18 protein-coding genes are annotated in these 18755 nt (G+C 64.7%); 2 read left to right on the top strand and 16 right to left on the bottom strand.

Annotated elements, in window-relative coordinates; translation table 11 throughout:
* Positions 1–43 precede the first annotated feature (43 nt).
* From ADIAG_RS15885 to ADIAG_RS15850, 9 genes are all read right to left on the bottom strand, one after another.
* Positions 44–1387: an MFS transporter gene (locus tag ADIAG_RS15885; protein WP_007272443.1), complete on the bottom strand. Its 1344-nt coding sequence runs from the start codon at positions 1385–1387 to the stop codon at positions 44–46.
* Positions 1384–2292: an SseB family protein gene (locus tag ADIAG_RS15880; RefSeq protein ID WP_007272442.1), complete on the bottom strand. Its 909-nt coding sequence runs from the start codon at positions 2290–2292 to the stop codon at positions 1384–1386. The genes ADIAG_RS15885 and ADIAG_RS15880 overlap by 4 nt, the downstream gene beginning before the upstream one ends.
* A 148-nt stretch (positions 2293–2440) precedes the next feature.
* A complete protein-coding gene (locus ADIAG_RS15875; RefSeq protein WP_043475495.1) occupies positions 2441–3256 on the bottom strand; it encodes an aminoglycoside 3'-phosphotransferase in 816 nt (271 codons plus the stop codon).
* 122 nt (positions 3257–3378) lie between these two features.
* On the bottom strand, positions 3379–4122 hold the full coding sequence (gene priA, locus ADIAG_RS15870) for a bifunctional 1-(5-phosphoribosyl)-5-((5-phosphoribosylamino)methylideneamino)imidazole-4-carboxamide isomerase/phosphoribosylanthranilate isomerase PriA (protein WP_007272440.1): 744 nt from the start codon (positions 4120–4122) through the stop codon (positions 3379–3381).
* 70 nt (positions 4123–4192) lie between these two features.
* A complete protein-coding gene (locus tag ADIAG_RS21915; RefSeq protein WP_007272439.1) occupies positions 4193–4348 on the bottom strand; it encodes a hypothetical protein in 156 nt (51 codons plus the stop codon).
* Positions 4349–4351: 3 nt separating this feature from the next.
* Positions 4352–4987: an imidazole glycerol phosphate synthase subunit HisH gene (hisH, locus tag ADIAG_RS15865; RefSeq protein WP_007272438.1), complete on the bottom strand. Its 636-nt coding sequence runs from the start codon at positions 4985–4987 to the stop codon at positions 4352–4354.
* Positions 4988–5608: an imidazoleglycerol-phosphate dehydratase HisB gene (gene hisB / locus ADIAG_RS15860; RefSeq protein WP_007272437.1), complete on the bottom strand. Its 621-nt coding sequence runs from the start codon at positions 5606–5608 to the stop codon at positions 4988–4990.
* Positions 5609–5726: 118 nt separating this feature from the next.
* A complete protein-coding gene (locus tag ADIAG_RS15855) occupies positions 5727–6842 on the bottom strand; it encodes a histidinol-phosphate transaminase (protein WP_007272436.1) in 1116 nt (371 codons plus the stop codon).
* Between the two features lie 115 nt (positions 6843–6957).
* The gene (locus ADIAG_RS15850; protein ID WP_007272435.1) at positions 6958–7350 is read right to left on the bottom strand and encodes a LysM peptidoglycan-binding domain-containing protein; all 393 of its coding nucleotides are present in this window, start codon (positions 7348–7350) and stop codon (positions 6958–6960) included.
* 287 nt (positions 7351–7637) lie between these two features.
* Between ADIAG_RS15850 and lexA the strand changes: the two genes are divergently transcribed.
* The gene (lexA, locus tag ADIAG_RS15845; protein ID WP_007272434.1) at positions 7638–8357 is read left to right on the top strand and encodes a transcriptional repressor LexA; all 720 of its coding nucleotides are present in this window, start codon (positions 7638–7640) and stop codon (positions 8355–8357) included.
* Positions 8358–8445: 88 nt separating this feature from the next.
* Here lexA and ADIAG_RS15840 read toward each other — a convergent pair whose 3' ends face one another.
* On the bottom strand, positions 8446–10449 hold the full coding sequence (locus tag ADIAG_RS15840; protein ID WP_007272433.1) for an ATP-dependent DNA helicase: 2004 nt from the start codon (positions 10447–10449) through the stop codon (positions 8446–8448).
* Positions 10442–12013: a GTPase HflX gene (hflX, locus tag ADIAG_RS15835; protein WP_043475406.1), complete on the bottom strand. Its 1572-nt coding sequence runs from the start codon at positions 12011–12013 to the stop codon at positions 10442–10444. The genes ADIAG_RS15840 and hflX overlap by 8 nt, the downstream gene beginning before the upstream one ends.
* Before the next feature lie 518 nt (positions 12014–12531).
* Between hflX and ADIAG_RS15830 the strand changes: the two genes are divergently transcribed.
* On the top strand, positions 12532–13149 hold the full coding sequence (locus ADIAG_RS15830; RefSeq protein ID WP_007272431.1) for a class I SAM-dependent methyltransferase: 618 nt from the start codon (positions 12532–12534) through the stop codon (positions 13147–13149).
* 35 nt (positions 13150–13184) lie between these two features.
* Here the strand turns inward: ADIAG_RS15830 and dapF are convergent, their stop codons facing one another.
* The 5 genes from dapF to recA all read right to left on the bottom strand — a co-directional run bounded on the left by dapF (position 13185) and on the right by recA (position 18671).
* Positions 13185–14141 (bottom strand): diaminopimelate epimerase, encoded by a 957-nt coding sequence (gene dapF / locus ADIAG_RS15825; RefSeq protein ID WP_007272430.1) that lies wholly within the window; start codon positions 14139–14141, stop codon positions 13185–13187.
* A 69-nt stretch (positions 14142–14210) separates the two neighbouring features.
* Positions 14211–15110: a tRNA (adenosine(37)-N6)-dimethylallyltransferase MiaA gene (miaA, locus tag ADIAG_RS15820; protein ID WP_007272429.1), complete on the bottom strand. Its 900-nt coding sequence runs from the start codon at positions 15108–15110 to the stop codon at positions 14211–14213.
* Positions 15111–15120: 10 nt separating this feature from the next.
* Positions 15121–16647: a tRNA (N6-isopentenyl adenosine(37)-C2)-methylthiotransferase MiaB gene (miaB, locus tag ADIAG_RS15815; RefSeq protein ID WP_007272428.1), complete on the bottom strand. Its 1527-nt coding sequence runs from the start codon at positions 16645–16647 to the stop codon at positions 15121–15123.
* A 55-nt stretch (positions 16648–16702) separates the two neighbouring features.
* Complete coding sequence (locus ADIAG_RS22225; protein ID WP_007272427.1) at positions 16703–17620, bottom strand: regulatory protein RecX; 918 nt, start codon at positions 17618–17620, stop codon at positions 16703–16705.
* 4 nt (positions 17621–17624) lie between these two features.
* A complete protein-coding gene (recA, locus tag ADIAG_RS15805) occupies positions 17625–18671 on the bottom strand; it encodes a recombinase RecA (protein WP_007272426.1) in 1047 nt (348 codons plus the stop codon).
* Between the last annotated feature and the right edge of the window lie 84 nt (positions 18672–18755).

The following is an 18755-nucleotide window of genomic DNA, read 5'->3' as shown; positions in this document are numbered from 1 at the left end:
CGCCCGACCGGGCCCAGTCCCACGCGCACGAAACAGTGCCGGATTAGCTTTCGTTGACCAGCACTCGCACACGACCTCGCGCACGCTTGCGACGCACCTGCTGGGCGGTCAAAGCCACGGCGCAAATCAGTGTCCCGATGGCGCCGACCATGACGAATCCGGTGTTGGCACCCAAGAGGTCCACCGTGGCCCCGGAGATGGGCGATCCTAGGGCGGTGCCCCCGGTCAGCGCGGAACCGTACCAACCCATGGCTTCGCCGCGACGCTTCTCCGCAACCAGATCGGTGAGCCATTCCGAGGCGGCGGAGAGTACCGGGGCGCACACCATCCCCGGCGCGATCGACAGCAAGGCCAAGGACCAGGTATCGGTGGCAAAGGCCATGGGCACCGTCAGCACGGCCATGGCCAGCAGCAGCACGATCGGCGAGATACGCCGATCCAGGCTTCCGTAGAGAAGCCCGCCCAGCAGCGAGGCCCCGCACCAGAACAGGACCACGATACCCAGCTGACCTTCGCTGTGGTGCGCATCGAGCAGTGACAGGATTCCGACTTCGGTGCCCGAGATCAGCAATCCTGCACCGGCTGCGGCGATGAGCACCGCGATCACCGAGGCACTGACCCAGCCGAACTTGTGGCGGAAACCGCGCCCGCGGGCGGCAATCCGCGCCTTGGTCGACTTGGCGCCGGCCACGATCAGTTCACCCTCTACGTCGGCCAGACCGCCCGGTCCGGCGGCGATCAGCGAAGCCTCTGCCCCCAGGCGTTCCTCGTGCGGGTTGGCTTTGAGCGCCACGGCCCCAGGCTGGCCGGTACGCGTGGGCGGGTTCAACACCATCAGTGCGAGCCCGGCCACGGACGCGGCGATCCCGATGCCGATCATCCCGATGGTGGTGTCAAGCGAGACGGCGACGATCCCCGCGCCGGCCGGACCCACGATGAAAACCACTTCGGTGGCCATCGCGTCCAGGGCGAAGGCCGCGCGACGTGTGTCCCCGGTGGTCATCACGCCCAGGGCGGTGCGCACCACGGAGAAGACCGGCAGGGAGAACAATCCGCCGAGGAATACTAGCGGCAGCACCCAGGTGAAGGAGACCTGCGGGACAATGCTCCACACCACCACCTCGGCGATGACCGAGGGGACCAGCGCCCGGCGCAACCCGTACATATCGACAATGTGCCCACGCCACGGTGCCCCTAGGGCAATGCCGATGGTCATCAGCGCGACCACCAGGCCCGCCGAACCCCAGTCCTGATCTAGCTCGTTGACCAGGTGCAGCAACAGGAGCATGCCGACCGCTGCGTGCGGAAGCCTGGCGACCATACCGATGAGCAGCAGTGCGCCGACCCCGGGCTGCCTCAGCAGTTGCCCGTAGCGGCCGAACTTCACGCCTCGGTGCCGGGAACAGGTGCCGCCTTCAGGGCAATCTCGAGAGAATCGACGTTTTCGGCAAATTCTTGGTTGGCCGCGAGCCTGGAATGGACCCGGGAGACGCACTCGCGGGCGGCGGCTTCCTCGACGCCCGGATGGAACAAGAATTCCAGGCGTAGTTCGGGCCCCGGCCCCCCGCCCGGCACCGCGGCGCCGGCGGAGGTGCGGGTTCCCACCCCATGGCCAGGTGCCATGTGGATCGCCGCCAACACGCTTTCGCTGGACAGCTGCGCCTCCACCACGGCTGCGAGCTCGTCATTGAGGTAGCTGGGCACCCAGTCGTGCTGCTGGGCCAGGGCCCACATGCCGGGGCGGCGCAAGACGAAGGTGAAGTCGGTGCCGGGATCCAACACCAGCATCTGGGCTTCCTCGCTGACCGCCGAGAGTGCGGCGCGCGGTGCGTACACGGCCACGGGGCGGGCCTCGCCATGCCAGCGCTGCAGGTTCTCGACGCTGCTGAAGACCGGCAACGCGGTACGCCCGTCCGGTGCGGTGAGCGTGACCAGGGCCATGTCTGCTTCCTTGTCCTCGGTGAAGCCGTGCTCCCCCAGCCCGCCCTCCGCCAGTTGTGCCACCACCGCGATGTAGACCCGTGCATGGGCCAGGGCCGTGTGGACCAGTGGCTCGGAGCCGTTCCCGGCCTTCAAGTCTTCCAGCGCGCGCTCGAGCGCGGGGTCAATCAGTCCGTTGTCGTTATCGAAGTTGTGCAGCGGGTTCCCCTCGCCGGAGAGGTCCCGCCCGTCCCAACTCTGGCCAGCCGAGTCGGTGGCACCGCCTGCGCGCTGCAGGGCAGCAGCAATGTGGCCCGGCAGGTGTCGTTCGGCACCCTGGTCGGTGGGGGAAGAAGGGGAATTCGCGCTCATACGCCCATGCTATCCCGCCCCCGCGGTGCTCGCGGGGCCTTTCCCTGCGGCGGTGGACGGGCCTTCCGCCGGTGCGCCCACGGATTCCTCGAGACCAAGGTCTGGTGCGGTGTGGCCAAAATCGCGTTGTGCCCCGGCAGCGGGATGGTTAACCCAAGTCCCAGAGCAGGCGGTAGTAGGCGATTGATGCGGTGTCAGGTGCGATGCCGTAACCGGCGTACACCAACTCCTCGTAGCCACGACCGTAGTTCCATTCGGTGCTCCACGCCGCCACGGCCAGGTCGGCCCAGCGGTCTGCTACACCCAGGGAACCCAGGTCCACGTGTCCGGCAAAGTTTCCTTGCTCATCCAGCAGCGTGTTGGGGGCACAAACATCTCCATGGCAGACCACCCTGACGGCGGGAACCGGCGGATTACGCAGCAGTTCCAAGGCCGTCTCGATTCGGTGAAGGGAGTATCCAGGGGGCCAGTCCGCCGGGTTCCAGGGCCGCTCGATGCGCCGTTCAAGGTCTTTGACCCGCTCGGACAGCGATGATTCGAACGGGCAGTCATGCACCGGCAAGGCCTCGTGCAGGGCGCGCAGCCCGGAACCCAGTGCGCGTGCAGCCATGGCAGGCCTGGGGATCCAGCCCGGGGCCACCGCCGATTCGCCCCGAAGGGCCGCGGTCAGCAGCCAGTTTCCCGCCGCGTCGCCGCCCACCTCAAGCACCCGCGGAACGATGGCATGGGCACCGGCCCAACCCAAACGTTGCGCCTCGGCAGCGAAGTCGGTGTCTTCGGTGCCCACCGGCGCGTACTTGATATAGCGTTCGGCCGTGGTGTCGGCCCCGATCCTGAAGCTCGTTCCTCCGACCTCGTTGATCCAGACGGCTTCCAGCTCTTCGCCTCCGGCTTCCCTGGCCACGGCGGCGGGGATCGGGACCGGCGCTGCGGGGATGCCTGCCAACGGTGGTTTCAGGGTCATGGTCCCAGCCTGCCCGAGTCCCTGCAGCACAGACAACCAACGGGAGGTGCCCGGAACCATTGTGGTCCGAACCCCTCCCGGGGATTCAAAGCTCAGGGCCGGTCATCGGACGGCCCGGTGACTTAGCGGCGGCCTGCCACATCCAAGGCCTCGGCCATGGTGAACTTGCCCGCGTACAGGGCCTTGCCCACGATGGCGCCTTCGACGCCGGCCGGGACCAGTTCGCGCAGCACGCGCAGGTCCTCGAGGCTCGAGATGCCGCCGGATGCGATGACGGGCTTGGCGGTGCGCTTGCACATCTCGGCCAGCAGCTCCACGTTGGGTCCGCGCAGCGTCCCATCCTTGGTCACGTCGGTGACGACGTAGCGGGCGCAGCCGGCGTCTTCCAGACGGGCCAGGACCTCCCAGATGTCGCCGCCTTCCTTGGTCCAGCCACGGCCCGAAAGCACGGTACCGCGCACGTCCAGTCCCACGGCGATCTTGTCTCCGTGGCGTGCGATGGCCCGGGCGGTCCATTCCGGGTTTTCGAGGGCTGCGGTGCCCAGGTTGACGCGTGTGGCACCGAATTCGAGGGCTCGTTCGAGGGATTCGTCGTCGCGGATGCCGCCGGAGAGCTCAACCTTGATGGTCAATTCCTTGGCGATGCGGCCCAGCAGCTCGGTGTTTGCCCCACGGTCGAAGGCAGCGTCCAGGTCCACCAGGTGCACCCATTCGGCACCGGCTTCCTGCCAGGCCAGGGCGTTCTCGAGCGGATCGCCGTAGCTGGTCTCGGACCCGGCCTCGCCCTGGACCAGGCGCACGGCCTGGCCGTTCACCACGTCGACGGCGGGCAGCAGCTCAAGGATGTTGTTGTGGTTCTCGGTCATGATCGATCCTTAGGTTCTTGTGCCCGGCGTTTGCCGGGTGCAACCGGCGGCATTCGCCGGCGGGGGTTGGTTAAAGCGTGATCAGGTAGGCGCAGTAAAGGGACACCGCGGCCAGTACCCAGGCGACGATGATCCAGGAGATGTGGGCGCGTTGTTGGCGCAGCGAGAGCGCTCCGCCGGCTAAGATCCCGGCGACTCCCATGAGGACAATTGACCAAATGAGCATGGTTTACAGGGTCTCCAACCAGTTGCGCAGCAATCGTGCTCCGGCCTCGCCGGACTTTTCCGGGTGGAACTGCAGGGCGCACAGTGGCCCGTTTTCCACCGCGGCGATGAATGGGGTCCCGTGTTCGGACCAGGTGACCTGTGGCGGGGTCATTTTGGGTTGGGCCACTTCGAAGTCCCATTTCTGCACGGCGTAGGAGTGCACGAAGTAGAAGCGTTCATCCTCGATGCCGGCGAAGAGCTTGCTGCCGGCCGGCGGGGTGAGGGTGTTCCAGCCCATGTGCGGAACCACTGGTGCCTGAAGCAGTTCCACGGTGCCAGGCCATTCGCCCAGCCCCGGAGTATGGATCCCGTGTTCCACGCCCTCGTCGAAAAAGACCTGGTGTCCGACGCAGACCCCGAGCACGGGTCGGCCGCCGGCAATGCGGCGTCCAATCCAGCGGATCGCTCCGACGTCTTTGAGCGCCTGCATCACCGCGGCAAACGCGCCAACACCTGGAACAAAGAGTCCGTCGCAGTTGGCGATGTCCTCGGGTTTGGCCGAAAGCTTGACCTGTGCCCCGGCTGCCTCAAGTGCCCTGACTGCGGAGCGGACATTGCCCGATCCGTAGTCCAGGACCGTGACGGTCTTCTGCGCCATCTACAGCGCACCCTTGGTGGACGGGATGGCGTCGCCGATGCGCGGGTCAGTTTCCACTGCTTCACGCAGTGCACGGGCCAGGGCCTTGAACTGGGCCTCCACGATGTGGTGCGGGTCGCGTCCGGAGATGACCTCGATGTGCGCGCAGATCTGCGCGTGGAAGGTCAGGGATTCGAAGACGTGGCGGGTCATCGACCCGGTGAAGTGTCCACCGATCAGGTGGTATTCCTGTCCTGCGGGCTCGCCTCCGTGGACCAGGTAGGGGCGTCCGGAGATGTCGACGACGGCGCGGGCCAGGGCCTCGTCCAGCGGGGCGTAGGCGGTGCCGAAACGGCGGATCCCGGCCTTGTTGCCCAGTGCGGTGCGCAGTACCTCGCCGATGGTGATGGCGGTGTCTTCCACGGTGTGGTGCACATCGATGTGGACATCCCCGGTGGCGCGCACGGTGAGGTCGATCAGCGAGTGCTTGGACAGCGCTGTGAGCATGTGGTCGTAGAACGGTACGCCGGTGCTAATTTCCGAGCGGCCAGTGCCGTCCAGATCGAGCTCGACAAAGACGGAGGACTCGCTGGTGATGCGTTCGAGGCGAGCGCGACGACCCGTGAGTTTTTCGGCAGACATGCACATTCCTTTGGATCAGGCGTTGAGACGAAGATGTGGGGCGCTGGCTTGGAGGCGCACGCGGGCATGTGGTCGTAACCAGCCCGCCGGCACCATCGCCGCCGCCCCAAGTTTAGCGCTATAGCGTGGGAGGAGCCTGATTGAGCAGTTCCTCGAGGCGTACCAAGAACGTGGTGGTCTCCGCTTCGGTGCCGGCGGTAACCCGGAGGTGTCCGGGAATTCCGACATCACGGATGATCACCCCGGCCTCGAGCAGGCCCTCCCAGATGGCACCGGTGTCGTTGATGCCGCCGAAGAACACGAAGTTCGAGTCGCTCGAGGCCGGGCTCAATCCCATGCGGGTGAGCTCGTTGACGATGCGGTCACGTTGGACCTTGATGTCCTCGACGTTGGCCAGCAGCGCATCAACGTGTTTCAGCGCGGCGTTGGCTGTCGCCTGGGTGACCGCCGAGAGGTGGTACGGCAGGCGGACCAAGCGGATGGCGTCGGTGACTTCGGGTGCCGCGGCCAGGTAGCCCACGCGGGCACCGGCCAAGGCGAAAGCCTTGGACATGGTCCGCGAGACAATGAGCCGTTCACGGCCCGGAAGCAGGGACAGCGCCGAGGGCGTTCCGGTGTGCGCGAATTCGGCGTAGGCCTCGTCCACGATCACGATGGTGTTGCTGGCTGCCCCGGCCTCGTAGACGGCTTCGACAACGTCGAGGCCCAGTGCCGTGCCGGTGGGGTTGTTTGGCGAGCATAGGAACACGATGTTCGGGGCTGCCTTGCGGACTTGCTCGGCGGCATCCGCGGCGGTGAGGCCGTAGCCCGGTGAGCGTTGCCCGGCAATGTAGGCGGTATCCGTGCCGGAGGCCAGCAGCGGGTACATGGAGTAGGTGGGAGGGAAGCCCATGACGGAGCGTCCGGGCCCGCCGAAGGCCTGGAGGATCTGTTGGAGGACCTCGTTGGATCCGTTTCCGGCCCAGATGTTTTCCGGCGTCAACCCATGGCCCAGGTAGGTGGCCAGGCGTTCGCGTAGTTCGGTGAATTCACGGTCGGGGTAGCGGTTGAGTCCCACGGCTGCGGCGGTGACTTCTTCGACGATCGCACGATGCACTTCGGCGGGAAGCGGGTGGGTGTTTTCGTTGACGTTTAGCTGGATAGGTACGTCAATCTGGGGTGCACCATAGGGTTCAAGACCTTGGAGATTATCGCGCAGGGGCAGATTTGCCAGGCGATTTAGCCGTTCATTCACAGTGTAAGTCTACGGCGGCAGGGCCGCAGCCTAAGAATCTGTGGTGGTGCGAAGGGTAATAATCGGTTCGAATCCCGGCAGCGCTAGAAATTGTTTGCGCCCGGAGCTACCGGCGCTAGTTTGCTGTGGGGACGAAGATCTCGGTGCCCGGGTGCAGCATCGAGCTGCTGAGGCTGTTCATCTCACCGATCTGGCGAACGGCATCGCGTGGCTCGAGCTGGGGCGCAAATTCGCGGGCGATCCCCCACAAGGTGTCTCCCTCGATGACGGTGACGGTCGTTGCTTCGACGCCCAGCGGACTGGTGTCCGAGGCATTGGCCGGGGACTGGAAGAGGCCAATAATCATCATTGAAGCAGCGGCGACCAGGAAGATCGGAAGTGCTATAAGTACGAATTTGCCACGACGCGTCAAGCGAAGGGGCGCCTGAGTCTGCCGCATGAGCGGTTCCGACTCGAAGTTGGGGGAAGTGACCAGGTGGAGCGGGGCCGAGAAAGCAGTGTTTGCCATGTCTTTGCCTTTCCTCATGTTTTCGCGTGTTTGACGTGGCCTGATGGCCCGGTTCGAACACGCGACGGTTATTCGAACATATCTTTCGAACAGGTGTTCGGTGTTTGTATCTTATTTCTAGCACCTTTGGACGACACGTGTCCAGATCTGTTCGAACAAATCTTTGAAAGTAGTGTCCTTGTCGACTAAGCTTGGTGCCGTGAGCCGATGTATTTACTACATCAGCCAGCACCGACAATTTGCGGCACGCGCGGGCAACCGGCGACGATCGGGATGAGGCATTGACAATGACGACCGAACAACGAACCCCTCGACGCGACGCGAAGAGCCTGACTATCCGTCAGAAAAAGGTTCTTGAAACCATCCAGCGCTCGGTGAGCGCCAATGGATACCCGCCTTCGATGCGGGAAATCGGTGACGCTGTGGGGTTGGCAAGCCTCTCGAGCGTGACCCATCAGCTCAGCCAGCTGGAAAAGCTCGGCTATATCCGCCGTGATCCGCGCAGGCCGCGGGCCATGGAGATCCTCTTGCCGCTCCAGCTCAAGGGTGATGCAAAACTTGAAGTAGTAGAGGGCCAGGACAGCCTGAAGGCCGCTAACGGCATGAACGTCTCGGAGCTGACCACCTCGGCCGACACCGCCATGGTGCCACTGGTGGGGCGCATCGCCGCAGGCGGTCCGATCCTGGCAGACCAGGCGGTTGAGGACGTTTTCGCCCTTCCACGCCAGTTGGTGGGCCACGGCGAACTGTTCATGCTCAAGGTCACCGGAGATTCGATGATCGACGCGGCCATTTGCGACGGGGACTGGGTGGTGGTTCGCCGCCAGCAGACCGCCAACAACGGGGACATCGTCGCAGCACTGCTCGAAGACGAAGCCACGGTCAAGACGTTCCGCCAGCGTGACGGCCATACCTGGTTGCTGCCGCAGAACTCACGCTACGAGCCGATCCTCGGCGACACCGCCACCGTCATGGGCAAGGTCGTCTCGGTCATGCGCTCCATCTAGGAGCAATATCGCGTTTCATCCCGCCAAAGGTTCGGGGCCGGTCTTTCGACCGGCCCCGAACCTTTTTTGTGCCCCTTACTGGTGCCCCTTAGCCTTCGCTGAGGCGTTGCAGGGCGGAGATGACGGTGGCCTTGTCAGGAGTGGCCCACAACGGCGGCAGGGACGCACGCAGGAACGTGCCATAGCGTTCGGTGGCCAGACGTGAATCCAGTACGGCCACCACGCCCTTGTCGTTGATGGAGCGGATCAGTCGGCCTGAGCCCTGTGCCAAGCGCACCGCGGCATGGCTCGCGGCCACGGCCATGAAACCGTTTCCGCCGTGCTTGGCGACATCGCGGCTGCGGGCCGAGGACAGCGGGTCATCGGGACGCGGGAAGGGAATTTTGTCGATGATCACCAACCGGCAGGCGTTGCCCGGCACATCCACGCCCTGCCAGAGTGTCATGGTGCCAAAGAGACAGGTGTCCGGTTCTGCGGAGAACTGGTCGACGAGGGCCTTCATACTGGACTCGCCCTGACACAGGATCGGAATGTCCAGACGGGCACGCAAGATTTCCGCCGCGTCTTCCGCGGCACGGCGCGAGGTGAACAGCGCCAGCGCCCCACCTCCGGAGGCCTTGATCAAGTCCTCGATCTCGGAGAGCGTTTCCTGTGACATCTGCCGCCCGGGCTTGGGCAGGTGCTTGGCGACGTACAGGATGCCTTGCTTGGGGTAGTCGAAGGGGCTGCCCACATCGACACCGTTCCAGGTCGGTGCGCCATCGCCGATCAGACCCAGGGACCCTGCGACGGGTTCGAAGGCGGCTCCGATGGCCAGCGTCGCGCTGGTGAGGATCACGGTGCGACCGTCGAAGAGTCCCTCGCGGAGCTTGCCCGCTACCGAGAGCGGTGCCACCATCAGGGTCGGTTGGCTGGATTCATCGGGCTGGACGTAGCCCTCACCCGGGCTGAAGTGCCCCGGCCGCGAGGCCCAGATGACTTCGCGCTCGTCGGTCATTTCAAGCATCTTGGTGCATTGCTCCACCAGGTACATGACCTGTGAGCGGGCCATTTGCCGTCCGCCGTCGGCCGGGGCGTTGGCCTCCGGCTTTGAATCGGAGAGCACCACCCGTGCTGCCTCGGCGATTTGGTTGATCGCCGCTTCCTGGTCTTCGTTCAGGCCCTTGGCCATGAGTCCCGTGGGAACCCCTTCGAGGGCGCGTTGCAGGGCCTTGGCTCCCTGGTTCAGGGAATCGACGCTGACCGAGCAGTGCTTGCGTGCCGCGGAAGCTGCGGTCTGGACCATGGCCACGGACATGGGGCGCGTCACGGAGCTGGTGACCCGGTCCTGGAGCTCGTGGGCCTCGTCGATGATAACGGTGTCGAAGTCCGGCAGCACGGCCAGACCTTCGAACGCCGAAACGGCGAGCATCGCGTGGTTGGTGATGACCACATCGGCGTTGGCCGCGCGGGAGCGGGCCAGTTCGCTAAAGCATTCGGAGGCCATGGGACATTTCTGGGCGCCGAGGCAATCCATGGCGCTGACCGACACCTGTCGCCAGGCCTTGTCGCTGACTCCGGGGGTGATGTCGTCGCGGTCTCCGGTGTCGGTGCGTTCGGCCCATTGCCGCAACCGCACCACTTCCTGGCCCAGCGCGGAGCTCGGCCCTTCGCCGCCACCGACCAGTGGGGTGCCCGATTCCAAGGAGAACAGTGCGCCCTCGTCGTCGTCCGGGTACCCGCCGCCGAGCTTGTACTGGCACACGTAGTTGGAGCGGCCCTTGACCAGCGCCACATCCATCTCGCGCGGGAGCTTGCCCTTGAGCGAGGAGAGAAGCCGCGGCACATCGCGACCGACGATCTGCGCTTGGAGCGCCAGAGTTGCGGTGGAAATCACCACCGGCTTCTCCGCGTCGATCGCGTGGGCCAAAGCGGGGACCAGATAGGCCATCGATTTACCGGTTCCGGTCCCGGCCTGCACCAACAGGTGTTCGCCAGTGTCCATGGCCCGCACGACCTGACGCGTCATTTCGTGTTGGCCCGGCCGATTTTGCCCGCCCATAGTGGACACTGCAGCGTCCAAAAGGGCGATGACCTCTGATTCCTCAGCCATGAATACTAAATTGCTCCACTTCTGCCGCCATGCTTTTGCGCACCTTGACCATCATGCGTGTTCCAGTTTCGGTATGTTCGACGGCCAGAATTTCGGCCTCCGCGCCGTGCAGCCTGTTGACCACGTCGCCTCGATCATAGGGAATCATCAATTCTAGTTGGACATCGGGCCGTGGAATTGCAGCACTGATCTTCTCGAGCAGTTCGCCGATTCCCTCACCGGTGCGCGCCGAGACGATCACGTGGTTTGGCTCGTGTTGGCGCAGCCGTTCGACCACAAACGGGTCGGCGACATCTGCCTTGTTCAACACGATGAGCTCCGGGATTCGACGGGCGTCCACGTCGTTGAGGACCTCGCGGACCGCCTGGATCTGCCCTTCCGGGTCGGGGTGCGCGGCATCCACGACGTGCAGGATCAGATCCGCGTCGGCAACTTCTTCCAGCGTGGAGCGGAAGGCCTCGACCAGCTGGGTGGGCAACGACTTCACAAACCCAACGGTGTCCGCCAGCGTGTAGGTCAGTCCGTCCTCGGTCTCGGTCTGGCGAACCGTGGGATCAAGGGTCGCGAACAACGCGTTCTCCACCAGTGCTCCGGCGTTTGTGAGCCTGTTGAGCAACGAGGATTTCCCGGCGTTCGTGTATCCGGCGATGGCCACCGATGGCACCGAGTTGCGTTTGCGGTTGGCCCGCTTGGCCTCGCGGGCCGGGAGCATTCCCTTGATTTCCTTGCGCAGCTTGGCCATGCGGTCGCGAATGCGCCGGCGGTCCAGTTCGATCTTGGTTTCACCGGGACCACGCGAGCCGATGCCGCCGCCTGCGGTGCCGACCCGGCCACCTGCCTGACGGGACATGGATTCGCCCCAGCCGCGCAATCGCGGCAGCAGGTATTCGAGCTGTGCCAGCTCCACCTGGGCGCGGCCCTCGTGACTCTTGGCGTGCTGGGCAAAGATGTCCAGGATCAATGCGGTGCGGTCAATGACCTTGACTTGGACGACATCTTCGAGGGCGCGACGCTGGGAGGGTGCGAGTTCGGTGTCGATGATGACGGTGTCCGCGCCCGTGGCAGCCACGACCTCGCGCAGCTCCTGGGCCTTGCCCGAACCGAGGTAGGTGTTTGCGTCGGGCTTTGCACGGCGCTGGACCATGCCATCCAACACCTCGGAACCGGCGGTTTCGGCAAGCGCCGCCAACTCGCGCAGCGAATTCTCGGCGTCTTCCGCGGTGCCCTCGTTCCAGATGCCGGCCAGGACCACGCGCTCGAGGCGCAGCTGGCGGTTCTCTACCTCGGTGACATCATCGAGTTCGGTGGACAGGCTTGCGGACCGGCGCAGCGCACGGCGTGCGGCCAGTTCCTCCTGATCCCCGTCGAAGGAGGAGTGTTCGCGGGTGGACTTGTCCAGCGCCTGGGCGCGTCCGGTGAGGATTTTCTCGTCCTCCGGGGCACCGAAGTGGCTGGCTTGGTTGGCTGCTGCGGCGTCGCTGGCAAGAATGCGTTCGATGGCGGCTTGGAGCTGCGCCTCGTCCAGGTCATTGTCCTGCGGGCCGGAAGGCTGTGGATTGGTCATGTTCCCCTTTGCTTGCTGTATTCCAGAATAGTGCCCCGCACCGTCAGATGCGCCCTTGGGCGTGGATGGGTTGTGTTGTTCCGGGTGTTCGTGTGGTGTTTGCATGGATTGGCTCCTTGCCGGGCCGTGATTACACGGCGTCCTGAAGATCTGGGGGCGTGGTGACGCCGCGGGGATTGGGCCGGTGCCGACGGTACTGGCATCGCCGAAATGAGTTGACCCATGCTTCGTATGCCGCGGGGGCATCACGAGGTATGTGGGGTCCGGTGATGACTTTTGCGCATGGCTTGCGTATCGGCCCGGCCATGAGTCAACTTCCGGTCGCCGGCGTGTTGGCTCGGAGCGGGGAAGGACACGGGGGCGCGTTGAGCGGCTGCGTCTTACAAGTACGGGTAAGTCATAGAGAAAACTTTATCACTTTGTGGCGAGCGGCGCCTTGATGCATCTCACACCGTTATCCAGCCCTTAGACGTGCTTCGGGTTTGGGATTGTTGGTCGCTGGCGGTTAACTTGCAGATATGAGCCCGGAACACTACTTCAGCGCCCAGCCTTCCACCCCGGAGAAACGGCGCACCATCAGCGTCGAATTGGGCGGTGCCCCGCGCAAGCTACAGTCGTCCGGCGGCATCTTCAGCCCCGACCGGATCGACAAGGGAACGGCCGTGCTTTTGCGTGGCGTCCCCGACCCGTCCCCGACGGGAAACCTGCTGGACCTTGGGTGTGGCTGGGGCCCGATCGCCCTGTCCATGGCCATGGCCTCCCCCGAGGCGACGGTGCACGCCGTCGACGTCAATGAAAGAAGCCTCGCCTTGACCCGCGATAACGCCGCGACCCTCGGGCTGGGCAACGTGGTTGTGGCGCTGCCGGAGGCGGCGGATCCGGACATCACCTACGACACCATCTGGTCCAACCCGCCGATCCGTATCGGCAAGGAGGCGCTGCACGAGTTGCTGCTGCTCTGGCTGCCCCGGCTGGCACCGGGTGGCGATGCCTGGCTGGTAGTGCAAAAGAATCTGGGCGCCGATTCGCTACAGAAGTGGCTCGATGCGGCGCTGCCGCAGGACTGGAACGTCGAACGGGTCTCGACCGACAAGGCCTTCCGCATTCTGAAGGTCTCCCGCCCGCTCGCTGCCTAACGGAGCCACCGGAAGGTTACCTTGGGGCCGGGGTCCTAGCCCGCGGTGATGTCGCCGCGGGCCACCAGCACGGCCGGGCCGCTGAGCACCACGTGCTCCCGTCCGTCGGCGCCTTCCTCGAACCCGACACCCAGGTCTCCACCCGGGACCTGTATCGCCCATTGGGCGACGTCGTGGGCCTGGGACCAGTGCCGGGTGGCGATGGCCGCGGCGCAGGCCCCTGTGCCGCAGGAGAGGGTCTCCCCCACCCCGCGTTCATGGACTCGCATGCGCAGCGACCCGCGCCCGCCGGGCACCGACGGATTGCCGGCCAGCACGTACTCAACGTTTGTCCCGTGTTCCGGGCGCGGCTCCACCTCCGGGATCGAGGCCAGGTCCAAGGCGCGCAGCTCGGCGGCATTGGCCAGGGCCACCACGGTGTGCGGGTTGCCCATGGAAATACTCAGTGCCCCGCGGACCGTGGGCAGCCCGGAGGTGAGGACCCTGGAGTCCAGCCCGTTTTCCGTCGCTGCCTTGTCGTGAATGAACTCCCAAGGGCCCATGTCCACCGCGTAGCCGTCCCGTAGCCGGGTGACCAGCTTCAGTCCGCCACGCGTGCCGATCGGCAACACTGCGCCCACTTCAAGGTCCACGAGGTTTTCGCTGAGCAGGAAATGCACGAACACGCGCACCCCATTGCCACACATTTCCGAGATCGAACCGTCGGCGTTGCGGTAGTCCATGAACCAGTACGCCTCCGGCGCGGACTCCAAGATGGTCCGGCCCTCGGCCACGGCTTCGGACGGGACGGCGCGGATCAGCCCGTCGCCGCCGAGGCCTGTGTGCCTGTCACATATCTGTGCAACCTGCGCTTGGTCCAGGTGGTGCTGGTCCGTGGGGTCTGCGATCAGGATGAAGTCGTTCCCTGTCCCGTGCCCCTTGGCATAGGGAAGCGAGCCCACCACAGATTCCAGGGTGGGGCCGGGACTGGGTGCAGGATCGGTCGCGCTCATGATTCCAAGAATACGTGCAGCAAATCCCCGTCGCCTATTTCCATGTCGCGTACTTCTTCGCAGGCAGGCTCAGGTGTCTTTGATCCGGGCTAGAACGCTGCGTAGCAGCGTATCGGTGGTCGGATCGAACCAGGAGACCCGCTCGTCGGCACCGAACCAGGTGACTTGGCGGCGGGCGAATTGGCGGGTGGCGATCACGGTCTTTTCCACGGCTTCGGGCTGCGACATGGTGCCGTCAAGGACCGCCAGGAATTGGGCGTAGCCGATGGCCCGCCCGGCGGTTTTGCCCTCGCGCAACCCCTGGGCGTCCAGCCGCCGCACTTCCTCGAGCAGCCCCTGCTCGACCATCGCGGTGACCCGAGCCTGCAGGCGGGTGTGCAACAGTGCACGGTCGATGTTCAGCCCGATCTGGATCGCCGGGGCGTGGTAGCGCCGTTGCGGCATAAAGGAACTAAAGGGTTTGCCGCTGATCTCGTAGACTTCCAGGGCCCGGATCAGACGTCGGTCATCGAGGTTCCGTGCCGCGGATTCAGGGTCGATAGCCGCCAGTCTGGTGGCCAGCGGGCCGATGCCGCCGGCAGCTGCCTCGGCCTCCAACCGTTGGCGCACCGCAGGGTCGGTCGGTGGGAAGTCGATCTCGTCAAGTGCTGCACGCACGTACAGTCCCGAGCCGCCAACCAAGATCGGGACGTTTCCGCGGTTCCGGATTTCTGCGAAGCAGGCCCGCGCCTCGGCCTGGAAGCGAGCCACGCTGGCTTCCTGGCGCACCTCCATGATGTCCAGCAGGTGGTGCGGGATCCCACCGCGTTCGGCTTCGGGGAGCTTGGCCGTGCCGATGTCCATGCCGCGGTAGAACTGCAGGGCATCGGCGTTGACGATTTCGCCGCCCAGTTCTCGGGCCAGCGCGATCGACAAATCCGATTTCCCGGTTCCCGTGGGTCCCAGGACGGCAATAACAGGTTTTTCCATGGTGGGCCGGCTACTTGCGGATCGGGAGCGTGGGCATGCCCAGTGAAACCCCACGGGTTCCGGAGTCCCCGCCGGTCCCGGTACCGCAGGAGTCGGCCTGGGACCTGTCCCAGGCGTCCCCCGCCCGCGAACGGCGTACTGAGTACTCTTCGAGCGAGGACGGGTCTGAGACCAGGTGGAAGGCCGCTGCACCGGTGATGGGCACCGTGACCAGGTCACCGGGGCGCGGGGTGCCGCCTCCGGCGGGCACGGAAAAGTGCACCAGTCGTTGGTCGGTGGCGCGTCCGCTGAGTCGATGGGTTTCGGCTGCTTTGCGCCCGGAGTGCTCGGTGACCAGCACTTCGACCGTGCGTCCGACCTGCAGGGCGTTTTCTTCGGCGCAGATCCGGTCCTGCAGTGCGGTGAGCCGCTCGAAGCGCTCCTGCACCACGGCCTTGGGCAACTGGTCGGGCAGCTCGGCGGCGGGGGTACCGGGGCGCTTGGAATACTGGAATGTGTAAGCGCTGGAGAAACGCGAGGCTTCCACCACGTCCAGCGTGGCTTGGAAGTCTTCTTCGGTTTCTCCGGGGAAGCCCACGATGATGTCGGTGGTGATGGCGGCGTGCGGGATCAGTTCGCGAACCTTATCCAGGATGCCCAGGAACTTCTTGGAACGGTAGGAGCGGCGCATGTCCTTGAGCACCTTGTCCGAACCCGACTGCAGCGGCATGTGCAGTTGCGGCATGATGTTGCTGGTTTCGGCCATGGCCTCGATGACGTCGTCGGTGAAGGCCGCGGGGTGCGGGCTGGTGAAGCGGACCCGTTCGAGTCCCTCGATCTGTCCGCAGGCGCGCAGCAGCTTGCCAAAGGCCAGCCTGTCGCCGAATTCAATGCCGTAGGAGTTCACGTTCTGCCCCAGCAGGGTCACCTCGATGACACCGTCGGCAACCAGTGCTTCGATCTCTGTCAGGATGTCGGCCGGACGCCTGTCGCGTTCCTTGCCTCGCAGCGAGGGCACGATGCAGAAGGTGCAGGTGTTGTTGCACCCTACGGAGATCGATACCCAGCCCGAATGCACGGAGTCGCGTTTGGTCGGCAGCGTGGAAGGGAAGACTTCGAGAGACTCGAGGATCTCGAGCTGTGCCTCGTTGTTGTGCCGTGCGCGTTCCAGCAGGGCCGGAAGCGAACCAACATTGTGGGTACCGAAGACCACATCGACCCAGGGTGCCTTTCGCAAGATCGTTTCGCGGTCCTTCTGGGCCAGGCAGCCACCGACGGCGATTTGCATCCCGGGACGGGTTTCCTTGATGTGGGCCAGCATGCCCAGGTTTCCGTAGAGCTTGTTGTCAGCGTTTTCCCGGACCGCGCAAGTGTTGAAAACCACCACGTCGGCAGGCTCGTCGCCGGGCTCTTGCTCAACGAGGCCGCTGGCTTCGAGGAGCCCGGACAGACGCTCGGAGTCGTGGACATTCATCTGGCAGCCGTAGGTTCGCACCTCGTAGGTGCGGGTAGCCACTGATGAATCTTGATCGTCGGTAAATACAATGCTCGCAGTCACCCACCAAGCCTACCCAATGCCCTCAGGTCCCGGGCCTGCATAACGCGTGCGGACGCTAATACTCCGCGTCCTCCCCGAAGCGTTCTTCCCAAGACTCGTTGACCAGTCGGTAGGCCATGGACGAGGAATATCCCTTACGGGCCAGCATGCCCACGAGCCGGCGGACAGTTTTTTCCTTGTCCGCCGCCATGGATGGTGCCCTGAGTTTGCGTTCGACCAGATCCTTGGCCGTGGCTTCCTCGGTGTCCTCGTCGATCTGTTCCAGCGCGGTTTCGGCCAGCTCGCCTTCGATCCCCTTATCGCGCAGTTCGCGTCGAATGGCGGACCGGGCCAGGCCTCTGCTGCGTGCCCGGGAACGGACCCAGCCTTCGGCGAAAGCCTCGTCATCCACGAGCTGGATGTCTTCGAAACGGTCAAGGAGTTCCTCGGCGATGTTCTCGGGAATCTCCTTTTCCAGCAGCTTGGTTTTCAATTGGGCGCGGCTTTTGGCCGAGGCCGTGAGCTGGCGCAAGATCACGGCACGTCCCTTGGTGGCATATTGCTCATCGCTGAGCTCGACGGGCTCCGTGGAGTCCGAGACCGCCTTGGTGCGCGTGCGCCCCGTCCGCTCGGTGCTGCGCTTGGAACTCGTGCGCTTAGTGCCGGCGCTGCTCCCCCACGAGCCGGTGCTCTTCTTCTTGAACCCTGAGCGGTTGCCACTGCCCCAGGAGCTGGCGCTTTTCGTGGAACTGTCGCGGGCGCTCCGCCCGGCATAGGCGTCACGTTTCTCGCCGAAGCCAGGCGATGAGGTTTCGGCTGGGGCTGGTGATTGCTCTACAGCCGGCGCGGCTCCGGCCTCCGGGCTGTCTGCCCAGGCCGGAATGTCCGTCGGCTTTCCCCAGTCGGAGTTGCCATCTGCCGGGAACGACCAAAGCGGCCGTTCGGCTCCCGGTCGGGAGCCGGACGAACCGCCCGGTTTTTTGGTGGTGCCCACGGAGTTAGGACTCCTTGACCACGCGCAACTTGTCCCCGTCAGCTTCCTCCGGAAGCTGGCCGATGCCAAGCTTCTCAAGGATCTGACGTTCGAGTTCGTCGGCGAGGTCAGGGTTGTCACGCAGGAACTTGCGGGCGTTCTCCTTGCCCTGGCCCAGCTGGTCTCCGTCATAGGTGAACCAGGCACCGGACTTCTTCACGAAGCCCTGGTCCACACCAATGTCGATGAGGCTGCCTTCGCGGGAGATGCCCAGTCCGTAGATGATGTCGAACTCGGCCTGCTTGAACGGCGGGGCCATCTTGTTCTTCACGATCTTGGCGCGCGTACGGTTGCCGACCGGGACGGTACCTTCCTTCAACGTTTCGATGCGACGGACATCGATCCGAATCGAGGCGTAGAACTTCAGTGCCTTGCCGCCGGTGGTGGTTTCGGGGCTGCCGAACATCACACCGATCTTTTCACGCAGCTGGTTGATGAAGATCGCTGTGGTCTGTGTCTGGGACAGTCGGCCGGTGATCTTTCGCAGGGCCTGGCTCATCAAGCGAGCCTGGAGGCCGACGTGGCTGTCGCCCATTTCGCCCTCGATCTCGGCGCGTGGCACCAAGGCTGCCACGGAGTCGATCACGACGATGTCCACGGAACCGGAGCCCACGAGCATGTCCATGATTTCCAGGGCTTGCTCGCCGGTGTCCGGCTGGGAGACCAAGAGCGCATCGGTGTCCACGCCGAGTTTCTTGGCGTATTCGGGATCCAGTGCGTGCTCGGCGTCGATGAAGGCTGCAATGCCGCCCAGTCGCTGGGCGCTGGCTACTGCGTGCAGTGCCACGGTGGTCTTACCGGAGGATTCTGGTCCGTAGATCTCCACGACGCGGCCACGTGGCAGCCCGCCTATGCCCAGCGCAATGTCCAGGGCCACCGAGCCGGTGGGAATGGCGGCAATGGGCGCAACGGTCTTGTCGCCCAGTCGCATGACCGAGCCCTTTCCGTACTGCTTGTCGATCTGTGCGAGCGCTGCTTCGAGCGCTTTCTCGCGATCTTTACCTGCGGCCATTGTTCACCTCGGTTGTCAGGGCCGTCCGAATGAATCGGGTTGCGGCCGGTGTTCTTTGTCTGTTCCTGAGCGTACGGCCGGTGG

It is taken from the genome of Paeniglutamicibacter gangotriensis Lz1y, from assembly GCF_000348945.1.
Classification (GTDB): domain Bacteria; phylum Actinomycetota; class Actinomycetes; order Actinomycetales; family Micrococcaceae; genus Paeniglutamicibacter; species Paeniglutamicibacter gangotriensis.
Note: the sequence above shows the minus strand (reverse complement) of the source record. Positions and strands in the feature narration are given on the sequence as shown.

Excerpts from the sequence above, each read along its gene's own strand:
- ADIAG_RS21915 (WP_007272439.1), bottom strand. The coding sequence starts at position 4,348 with ATGCTCATTTGGTCAATTGTCCTCATGGGAGTCGCCGGGATCTTAGCC.
- ADIAG_RS15840 (WP_007272433.1), bottom strand. The coding sequence starts at position 10,449 with ATGGCTGAGGAATCAGAGGTCATCGCCCTTTTGGACGCTGCAGTGTCC.
- recA (WP_007272426.1), bottom strand. The coding sequence starts at position 18,671 with ATGGCCGCAGGTAAAGATCGCGAGAAAGCGCTCGAAGCAGCGCTCGCA.
- ADIAG_RS15830 (WP_007272431.1), top strand. The coding sequence starts at position 12,532 with ATGAGCCCGGAACACTACTTCAGCGCCCAGCCTTCCACCCCGGAGAAA.
- ADIAG_RS15880 (WP_007272442.1), bottom strand. The coding sequence starts at position 2,292 with ATGAGCGCGAATTCCCCTTCTTCCCCCACCGACCAGGGTGCCGAACGA.
- hisB (WP_007272437.1), bottom strand. The coding sequence starts at position 5,608 with ATGTCTGCCGAAAAACTCACGGGTCGTCGCGCTCGCCTCGAACGCATC.
- priA (WP_007272440.1), bottom strand. The coding sequence starts at position 4,122 with ATGACCGAGAACCACAACAACATCCTTGAGCTGCTGCCCGCCGTCGAC.
- hflX (WP_043475406.1), bottom strand. The coding sequence starts at position 12,013 with ATGACCAATCCACAGCCTTCCGGCCCGCAGGACAATGACCTGGACGAG.
- miaA (WP_007272429.1), bottom strand. The coding sequence starts at position 15,110 with ATGGAAAAACCTGTTATTGCCGTCCTGGGACCCACGGGAACCGGGAAA.
- lexA (WP_007272434.1), top strand. The coding sequence starts at position 7,638 with ATGACGACCGAACAACGAACCCCTCGACGCGACGCGAAGAGCCTGACT.
- dapF (WP_007272430.1), bottom strand. The coding sequence starts at position 14,141 with ATGAGCGCGACCGATCCTGCACCCAGTCCCGGCCCCACCCTGGAATCT.
- ADIAG_RS15850 (WP_007272435.1), bottom strand. The coding sequence starts at position 7,350 with ATGGCAAACACTGCTTTCTCGGCCCCGCTCCACCTGGTCACTTCCCCC.
- hisH (WP_007272438.1), bottom strand. The coding sequence starts at position 4,987 with ATGGCGCAGAAGACCGTCACGGTCCTGGACTACGGATCGGGCAATGTC.
- ADIAG_RS15875 (WP_043475495.1), bottom strand. The coding sequence starts at position 3,256 with ATGACCCTGAAACCACCGTTGGCAGGCATCCCCGCAGCGCCGGTCCCG.